Source organism: Actinophytocola sp., assembly GCF_045807065.1.
Lineage (GTDB): Bacteria > Actinomycetota > Actinomycetes > Mycobacteriales > Pseudonocardiaceae > Actinophytocola.
Genome location: NZ_JBJMIE010000797.1, coordinates 1 through 8,131, shown reverse-complemented (window position 1 = coordinate 8,131; position 8,131 = coordinate 1). Strand labels below are relative to the sequence as shown.

The 8,131-nt window shown below is 73.9% G+C and carries 4 protein-coding genes; 3 read left to right on the top strand and 1 reads right to left on the bottom strand.

The features are described 5' to 3' along the window. A partial coding sequence (locus ACJ73U_RS46160) for an amidase family protein (protein WP_407784150.1) occupies positions 1 to 802 on the bottom strand: 802 nt, incomplete at its 3' end. Between the two features lie 670 nt (positions 803 to 1,472). Between ACJ73U_RS46160 and ACJ73U_RS46155 the strand changes: the two genes are divergently transcribed. The 3 genes from ACJ73U_RS46155 to ACJ73U_RS46145 all read left to right on the top strand — a co-directional run. Continuing rightward, positions 1,473 to 4,934 (top strand): AMP-binding protein, encoded by a 3,462-nt coding sequence (locus ACJ73U_RS46155; protein ID WP_407784149.1) that lies wholly within the window; start codon positions 1,473 to 1,475, stop codon positions 4,932 to 4,934. Next, a complete protein-coding gene (locus tag ACJ73U_RS46150; RefSeq protein WP_407784148.1) occupies positions 4,931 to 7,966 on the top strand; it encodes a thioesterase domain-containing protein in 3,036 nt (1,011 codons plus the stop codon). Before ACJ73U_RS46155 ends, ACJ73U_RS46150 begins: the two co-directional genes overlap by 4 nt. After that, a partial coding sequence (locus ACJ73U_RS46145) for an AMP-binding protein (protein WP_407784151.1) occupies positions 7,963 to 8,131 on the top strand: 169 nt, incomplete at its 3' end. The genes ACJ73U_RS46150 and ACJ73U_RS46145, both read left to right, overlap by 4 nt.

Sequence of the window (8,131 nt, the reverse complement as noted above, 5' to 3'; positions counted from 1 at the left end):
CCTGCAGGACCGACAGCGTGATCGCCGTGTCGACGACGTTCCTGGCCATCGGTCCCGCCGTGTCCTGCTCCGCCGAGATGGGGGCGATGCCCGTCCGGCTCACCAGGCCGAGCGACGGCTTGTGCCCCACCACGCCGTTGTTGCCGGCCGGGCACACGATCGAGCCGTCCGTCTCCGTGCCGATGGCGACCTGGGCCAGCGACGCGGCCACGCCGGCGCCGGAACCCGAGGACGAACCGCACGGGTTCCGGTCGAGCACGTAGGGGTTGTTCGTCTGCAGGCCCACGCCCGACCAGCCGGACGTGGCGTTGGTGGATCGGAAGTTCGCCCACTCGGACAGGTTGGTCTTGCCGAGGATGATCGCGCCCGCCGTGCGCAGCCTGCGCACCACGGTGGCGTCCGCGTGCGGGGGCTCACCGGCCAGGGCACGCGACCCGGCCGTGGTGTCGACCCCTCGGGTGTCGATGTTGTCCTTGAGCAGCACCGGGATCCCGTCCAGCGGACCGCGGCGGTGACCGCTGTCGCGGCGGCGGTCACTGGCCGCCGCCTGCGCCAACGCGGTCGGGTCCACGACCAGCACCGCGTGGATCTTCCCGTCCACCACGTGGATCCGGTCCAGGTAGGCCCTGGTCAACCGGACCGACGACAGCCGGCCGTGGTCCATCGCCTTCTGCAGCTCGGGTATGGACGCCCCGTCGAGGTCCAGCCCGGAACCTCCCGGGCTCGCCGCCACTTCGGGCGTCGGTGCCGCGACGGCGATCGCGAAGAGCGACAGGACCGAGACGAAGCGTGAGAAGCGCACACCGCAGCTAAGCGCGTGAACCTCTCACCGTCAACCGCTCCATCCGGAAACCTGTTGTCCGGTATCGCGGGACGCAGTCCCTGGCCGCAGTCGCGTAACCCTCGAAGCCACCTCGGGAACCGTCACAGGGCGCCAACCGTGCGATGCAATCTCCTTCTCTCAACTGATATCTAATATATTGATGTCCGATTATTTTGAGAGGTGGGGTCGGTAATTCCTCGCATCCCAAAAAGCGCAGGGGAGGAGACGGATAATCACGGTGCGCATCAGTCGGAACGACGCCCTCAAGATGGCCGGCCTGCGGCTCGTCATTGTTTTGTCGCGAAAATTGTCGTTGTACGCGCAATTTCTTTTTCCGGTCGACCACGAGTCCACAGTGGCCCGTCGACGGTGTCACGCGGTGTGGTCGATCTGTCGTTCTGTGTAAGACAATGACAGACGGTGCCAGGTCCACTCTCCACTGTGAGTGCTGCGCATGCGCTGCCAGAGCTGTTCGGTCGACATGTTTGCGCCGAACAGAAGAGACGGAAGGATCATTCGGGGTAACTAGGAGTTTCCGCGTCTCGCGGTCGCGTTCTCGGCTTTAGCCTGTCGTATCCCCACGAGGAGACAGTCCGAGGAGCACGTTGCCCCGCAGTTCCAACCCTGTACCCAGGGTGCGTTGACGTCCGTGTCCACCATCCACCGCTTCACCGAGATCGTCGAACGCTGTCCTCGGCGGACCGCCCTGGCCGCGGACGGCGAGAACCTGACCTACCTGGAGCTGGCCGAACGCGCCGGCGGCCGAGCACGCGCGCTCGGCGCCGCGGGAGTGCGTCCGGGTGACCGGGTCGGCCTGGTCGCCGCGCATGGCGCGTCCGCCGTCGCGGGGATCCTCGGCACGCTCGCCGCCGGCTGCGCCTACGTGCCGTTGGACCCGAGTTTCCCGCCCGCCCGGCTGGCCCGGATGGTCGCCGAGGCCGGGGTGTCCGCGATCCTGGCGGATCCGGCGCACGCCGATCTCGCGCGCGGCCTCGGCGCGCGTCGCGTCGTGGTCGCGGACGAGCGCGGCGCACCGCTGGCGCCGGTCGACCTCGCGCCCGACGACACCGCGTACGTGTTGTTCACCTCCGGATCGACCGGGCGGCCCAAGGCGGTCGCGCAGACGCACCGCAACCTGCTGCACGCCGTGGAGAACCAGATCGCGAGCCTCGGTGTCACCGAGGACGACCGGCTGAGCCTGCTCGCGTCCTTCAGCTTCGACGCCGCCATCCCGGACCTCTACCCGGCGCTGCTCACCGGCGCGGCGGTCGTGCCCGTGGACGTCCGCACGCACGGCCTCGCGCACGTGGCGGACGCGTTGGTCAGGCACGGCGTCACCATCCTCCACTCGACACCGACGGTCTACCGCTACCTCCTGCACGCGCTGGACGGGCGCAAGGTTCACCGCGTGCGCACGGTGTTGCTGGGCGGGGAGCAGGCCACCTACGCGGACGTGCGGCTGGGACGGGAGGTCTTCGCGCCGGACACCGTGTTCGTGAACGGCTACGGGGCCACCGAGGTCACGTTCGCCGCGCACCACCGGATCCGGCTGTCCGAAGTGAACTCGGCGGCAGTGACCTCGGCGACGGGTCCGCTGCCGATCGGGACGGCGTTGCCCGGCTACGAGCTGGTCCTCGACGGCGGGGAGCTCGTGGTGCGCGGCGAGTTCCTGACCGACGGTTACGCCAATGTGGACAGTCCTGCCTTCGGTGTGGACGGTGCCGGCGTACGCCACTACCGGACCGGCGACCTCGGCGAGCGGCTGCCGGACGGGACGCATCTGTGCCTGGGCAGGCTCGACCGCCAGGTCAAGGTGCGTGGCTTCCGCGTCGAGCCCGCCGAGGTGGAGGCCGCGCTGCTCGGCCGGCCCGGTGTCACCGCCGCGCGGGTGATCGCGCGTGGCGGTGAGCTGCTCGGCTACGTCCAGGGGACCGGTGTGGACGCCGCCGAGCTGCGTGCGGCGCTGGCCGGGCTCCTGCCGGGTTACGCGGTGCCCCACGCGGTCGTGGTGCTGGACGACTTCCCGCTCACCGTGACCGGCAAGCTCGACGAACGCGCCCTCCCGGACCCGCCGCGAGCCGAGGCCGGTGCGCACGACCTGACCCCGACCGAGCGCCGGGTGCACGACATCTGGTGCGCGGCACTGCGGGCGGACCGCGTGCCGCCGGCCGCCAACTTCTTCGACGCCGGCGGCCACTCGCTGCTGCTCGGCCAGGTGCAGCAGCACATCGCGGCCGAGTTCGGCGTCACCGTGCCGCTGCCCAGGCTGTTCGAGCACCCGACGATCTCCGCGCAGGCCCGCCTGCTCGACGGCAACCGCGACGCCAACCGCGACGGCAACGGCGATGGCGATGGCACCGGCGACGGCACGCAGGCACGGCGCCCCGCGGTCACGGCGCCGCGTGAGCGCGGCGAGTACACCGGCGACGAGATCGCGGTCGTCGGCATGGCGGCCCGCCTGCCCGGCGCCGCCGACGCCGAGACGTTCTGGTGGAACCTGTGCGCCGGGGTGGACTCCATCCACGACTACACCGACGAGGAACTGGCGGCCCTGGGCGTCGGGCCTGGTCTGCGCGAGGACCCCCGGCACGTCCGCGCGGACGGCAGGCTCGACGGGATCGGTGACTTCGACGCGGACTTCTTCGGTTTCGGCGCGGCCGAGGCGGCACGCACGGACCCGCAGCACCGCCTGTTCCTCGAGACCGCCTGGGAGGCCATGGAGAACGCCGGCCACGTGCCGGGGGCGGACCCGGAGGTGTCGGTCGGCGTGTTCGCGTCGGCCTCGGTCAACCGGTACTTCCTGTTCCACCTGTTGGGTAACCCCGAGGTGACCGGGGCCGACCCGGATGACTGGGAGGCGTTGCTGCTCGGCCGGCAGTTCACCGACCACCTGCCCGGCCAGGTCGCCTACCGGCTCGGGTTGACCGGTCCGGCGCTCGCCGTGCAGAGCGCCTGCTCCAGCTCGCTCGCCGCGATGTGCCTCGCCGCCCAGAGCCTCGCCGACTACCGCTGCGACGTCGCGCTCGCGGGCGGGGTCAGCGTGACCTGGCCCCGGCACCGGCACACCCCGGACGGGATGGCCTCGCCGGACGGGCGCTGCCGCGCCTTCGACGAGACCGCCGCGGGCTGCGGGTTCGGTTCCGGCGCGGGCGTCGTGGTGCTGCGCAGGCTCGCCGACGCGCTCGCCGACGGCGACCACGTCCACGCGGTCCTGGCCGGCTGGGGCATGACCAACGACGGCGCCGACCGGGCGGGGTTCGCGGTGCCCAGCCCGGCGGGGCAGGCCGCCGCGATCGCCGACGCGCTGGCCGCGGCGTCGCTCGGCCCGGAGGACGTCCGGTTCGTCGAGGCACACGGCAGCGGCACCCCGCTCGGCGACGCGATCGAGGTGGCCGCGCTCAACGAGGTGCTCGGCGGCGCACCGGAGTCGGTGGCGCTCGGCTCGGTGAAGACCAACATCGGACACCTCGACGCCGCCGCGGGGGTCGCGGGGCTGATCAAGGCGGTGCTGGCGGTGCGCACTGGCGTGATCCCCCCGAACCTGCACTTCAACCGGCCGCATCCGGAGGTGGACCTGGCGGCGGGTCCGCTGTACGTGCCGACCAAGGCGCACGACTGGCCGGGCACCCGTCGCAGGGTCGCCGGGGTCAGCTCGTTCGGCATGGGCGGCACCAACGTGCACGTGCTCGTGGCGCAGGCGCCGGGAACGGACGGGCCGCCGCCGGGAGCGACCGCGGATGAGGTCGTGCTGCCCGTGTCCGCGCGCGACGACGCCGCGCTGCGGGCGGCGGCCGTGCGGTTGCGGGACCACCTGGTGACCCGGCGCCCCGCCCTCGCCGACGTGGCGCACACGCTCGCCACGGGGCGGCGGGTGTTCGCCCGCCGCGCGGCGGTGGTGGCGGCGACGGTCGAGGAGGCCGTGGCCGCCCTGGACACCCTCGTCGCCGGGGCCGTGCGCGGCGACGGACCGCTCCGGCCGGCGGCGCGGGCGTGGGTGGCGCGCGGCGGGGCGCTGCCCGAGACCGGCGGGCGACGGGTGCCGCTGCCCACGTACCCGTTCCAGCGCGGCAGGTTCTGGATCGAGCCCAGGACGCGAGGAGGTGAGCGGTGAACTGGTTCGTGGTGTCCCGGCCGCGGCCCCGAGCGGCGGTCCGCCTGTTCTGCCTGCCCTACGCGGGCGGCGGGGCGAGCGTGTACCGCGGCTGGCCGGACGCGTTCGGGGCGGACGTCGAGCTGCTCGCCGTGCAGCCGCCCGGCCGCGAGAACCGCAGGGGTGAGGATCCCCGGCTCGATGTCACCGACCTGGCCGAGGCGATCGCGGCGGAGGCCGACCGGCCCTACGCCCTGTACGGCCACTCACTCGGTGGCCGTTACGCCTTCGAGGTCGTGCGGCACCTCCACCGCACCGGACGCCCGCTCCCGCTGCGGCTCTACGTCGGCGGCTGCCGCGCGCCGCACATCCGCGCGTCCGGCCCGTTCGACGGACTGTCCCGAGTGGACGACGAGGAGCTGCTGGCGCGGGTGGCGCGGGGCGGCGGTCTCGCCGAGGAGATCCTCGCGGAGCCGGAGCTGGTCGAGCTGCTGCTTCCCGTGCTGCGCGCCGACTTCCGGGCACTCGACGAGTACGAGTTCGTCGCGGGCGACCCGCTGCCGGTGCCGGTCGTCGCGTTCGCCGGGCGCCGGGACGAGGCGGTGCCGGTCGCCGACGTGCGTGCCTGGGACCGGCACGCCGGCGCCGGGCTCACCGTCGTCGAGGTCGACGGCGGCCACTTCTTCCTGACCGACCCCGAAAGCGGCGTCACCGAGCGGCTCGACGCCGACCTGCGCGCTGCCCTGCCGGGCACCCGGTCGGCCGCGCACCGGGTGCCGCTCGGTCACACGGGCTGGTCGGTGTGGCGGGACGCGTTGCTGCGCACGGCGGGGTTCCCCGCGGACGGCCTGACCGCGCTGTCCGCCCCGGCGGCCGCCGCCAGCGCGGACGCCCTGCTGCGGGGACAGGACAACACGTTCGACGCGGACTTCGCCGCCGCGCTCCTGGCCAACGCGGCGCGGATCGCAGCGGCGGCCGGCGACCCGCTCATGCGCGAGGCGGTCACGTGGCAGAACACCACCGCGCTGCACGCGTTCGACAACCTCGCCGCCGCCGGTCCCGACGCGCCGCGCAACGTCCGCCGCCGGGACCGCGAGCGGGGTGTCGTCAAGTACTGGCAGCGCTACAGCGGCAAGAACGAGACCATCGGGTTCTTCGGCCCGAGCTGCTGGGTGCGGATCGACGACGAGCAGACCGCGACTGCGCGGATCACCCCCGGCCCCGGCCTGACCCGCCGCCGCTGGGTGGTGTTCGAGGCGTGGGCGCTGCACGCCTACGCCGATGCGATCAGCGCCGACCCCGCCGTGCGCCGCTGGTGGCCGCCCGCGCTCGCGGCGCACCTCACCCGCGAGGGGCGCGAGGTGCGCCGTCCCGGCCGGCCCCCGGTCACGCTGTCCGCGGCCGAGGCCGCGCTCCTGTCGGTGTGTGACGGCAAGCAGCCGGCCACGGCGGTCGTCGCCGACCCGGCCGCCGGCCTGCGGCGTGAGGACGACGGCTACACGATGCTCGCCCACCTCGCGGACCGCGGTCTGGTCACGTGGGACGCGGGGCTGCCGAACACCTCGGCCGCGGAAGCCGTGCTGCGCCAACGTATCGCGGCGATCGGCGACGACGTGGCACGTGCGCGCGCCACCGACGGGCTCGACCGGCTGTGCGCCGCCCGCGACGCGGTGGCCGACCGGGCGGGCGACCCGGACGGCCTGCGCACCGCGCTCGCCGAGCTGGACGCGGTGTTCACCGCGCTCACCGGCGCGGTCCCGCGCCGCAAGGCCGGTCAGGCGTACGCCGGCCGCACGTTGTGCTACGAGGACACCGCGCGGGACCTGGACGTGACGTTCGGCCGCTCGCTGCTCGACGCCGTGGCGGCACCGCTGGACCTGCTACTGCGGGCCGCCCGCTGGCTGTCCGACGAGCTGGCCACCGCCTACACCGCCGCGCTCCGCGAGCTCCACGAAGAACTGCGTGCGGACACCGGTGACGGCCCCGTCCGGTTGTCGGAGCTGTGGTACCTCGCCCAGGGCCTGTTCTGGGGCGCCGAGGGCGACCGGCCGGTGGACGTCGTGGCCGGGGAGTTCGCGCGCCGCTGGGCGCAGGTGTTCGACCTCGCGGACGCGACCGGCCCGGTCGAGACGACCGCCGCCGCGCTCGCCGCCCGCGTGGCCGCCGCGTTCCCCGACCGCGTGCCGGCCTGGTCGGCCGCCCGGCTGCACAGCCCGGACCTCCAGATCTGCGCGGCGGGCCCGGACGCGTTGGCACGCGGGGACTTCCAGGTCGTGCTCGGCGAGCTGCACACCGCGTGGGCGTCGTTCGACTGCGACGTGTTCACCCCGGCGCACCCCGATCCGGAACGGCTGCGCGCCGCGCTCGCCGAGGACCTCGGCACCGGCCGGGTCCGCCCGCTGTTCCCCCTTGACTGGCCGCGCCGCACGAGCCGGGTCGCGGAGAGCCTCACCGGCCCGACGGACGTGCGGCTCGCGTTCGCCGACGCGCCCGGCGCCGGGCTGGACCGCACCCTCGCCACGACCGCGCTGGTGGTGTCCGACGTGGACGGTGAGCTGGCCGCGGTGGACCCGGCCGGCCGGCGCTGGCCGCTGGTGGAGGTGTTCTCCCAGCTGATCGCGGTCCACGCGGTGGACGCGTTCAAGCTGACCTCGCCCGCCTCCCACACGCCGAGGATCACCGTGGACCGGCTGGTGGTCGGCCGCGAGACGTGGCGGACGACGGCGGACGCGACGGGCCTCACGCGGGTGACCGGGGAACGCGACCGCTACCTCGCGGTGCGCCGCCTGCGGCTCGCACTCGGCCTGCCGGACGCGGTGTTCGTCAAGCTCGGCACCGAGACCAAGCCGTTCTACGCGGACCTGACCAGCCCGGCGTACGCGACCCTGCTGTGCGTCGCGCTGCGGACGGCCGTCGTCGAGGGCGGCCCGGACGTGCCCGTGGTGCTGACCGAACTGCTGCCAGGAGCCGACCAGGCGTGGGTGCCCGACGCGGCGGGGCGCCGGTACGTCAGCGAGCTGCGCCTGCACATCGTGGACGGAGACCGAACATGACCATCCCCGACCTGGTGCTCGCCCAGGCACACCGCACACCTGACGCGGTGGCGGTGCGGCAGTGGGATGCCCGGCTGACCTACCGGCAGCTGGCCGAGCGGGCGGCCGGTGTGGCCGAGGCGTTGCGCGGCCAGGGGATCGGCCCGGGGAGCCGGGTGGGGATCT